1 protein-coding gene is annotated in these 1363 nt (G+C 65.9%); it reads right to left on the reverse strand.

Going from position 1 to position 1363, the window contains the following annotated elements; translation table 11 throughout:
- Positions 1-32: 32 nt before the first annotated feature.
- Positions 33-1220 carry an ISAs1 family transposase gene (locus ACFHWY_RS28520; RefSeq protein WP_416583332.1) on the reverse strand — a complete coding sequence of 396 codons (1188 nt, stop codon included), beginning with the start codon at positions 1218-1220 and terminating at the stop codon, positions 33-35.
- Positions 1221-1363: the final 143 nt, after the last annotated feature.

Consider the following 1363-nt stretch of genomic DNA (forward strand, 5'->3'; position numbering starts at 1 on the left):
CAGGGCCTCGGCACGATTGGCATTTGACCGTTTCAGGTGATTTCAAGTAGTTGTAGTGGCCGGTCCGGGTTTCGGCTGTTGTGGCGTAGTGCTTTGGCGATGTTGGTGGTGCCGGCCAGGCGGAGCAGGCTGATGACGGTGTTCCGGAGGGTGGCCAGGGTTTGCGGGGCGCTGCCGGTGCGGACCTGGCTGGCGTCCTCGCCGAAGGTGACGTCGCGTAGGTAGTGCAGGGATTCGATCAGCCAGTGGCCACGGAGCCAGTCGGCCAGGTCGGCGGGTTTCGCTTGGGTCGCGTCGAGGTTGGTGATGGCGTAGACGGTGACGGTGGACCACCGTCCGGTGGCCTGGTTGTAGCGGCGTCGGCGGATCCGTAGAGCTTGTCGGGCGTGTGGGAAGTCCAGGGCGAGCGGGCCGATACAGGTGATCGCTTGGAGTTGGCGGATGTCACGGCGGCCGTGTCCGGCGTTGTTGGTCTCGTCCAGGACGGGGATCTTGGTCCAGGGTAGGGCTTTGAGCTGCCGATACAGTCGAGGCTGGTTCTTCTTCGCGGTGAACACGTAGCTGGCGTGTTTGGTCTCGGTTAGCCAACGGGCGTGTTCGCGTTGGGTGTGCAGGGCGTCCGCGGTGATGACGGCGCCGGTCAGGTCGAGCTCGGCAAGCAGCGGCTGGAACCGGGTGATTTCGTTGGTCTTTCCATCCACGTTGTTCTGAGCGACGACCGTGCCGGTGCCCTGGTCCAATGCGGCCAACAGGTGCACCTGAGCGCCGGGGCGGCCACTGCCGCGTAACGTCTTACCGTCCACGGCGATCACCCGACGCCCTGCCGCCACGCCGGCGGTCGTCCGGCTGATCAACCACCGGCTGATCGCGCTGTCCAGGGCGTCGGCGTCAACCCGCGCCAGGACCCGCCCGATCGTGCACGCGTCCGGCGCCAGATAGCAGCCGGTGAACGCCTCACGAGTCATCTGCAGCCGTTCCCGCGCTGACATGGGCAGGTCAGCCGCCCATTCACCGATCGCCGACACGGATCTCTGCCCGGCGGCCACAGCGCTCACCGCGACCGCCAGCAAGCCCGGCAACAGATGGATGCGACCCCGCGGGTCTCGCGGGTCCGGCACCTGCGCCAAGGCCTGCAACAAGCCAGCGGTGTAGCGCTGCGAGTCGTCCGACACGCCGTGCAGGCGTGCGGATAGCCCGCCGATCAACAATGATGGCTCCACGAGCACGGTCCTCGGATTCGATCATTTGGCTTAGACACCTCAATGATCAGCCGAAGGCCGTGCTCCCTTACGTACCGGCCACAACCGGCGTGACTACCTCACACCCGGCGAACCGGTCATACCTCGATCTTGCAGAAGCCCTG

It is taken from the genome of Micromonospora sp. LOL_024, assembly GCF_048060415.1.
GTDB lineage: Bacteria > Actinomycetota > Actinomycetes > Mycobacteriales > Micromonosporaceae > Micromonospora.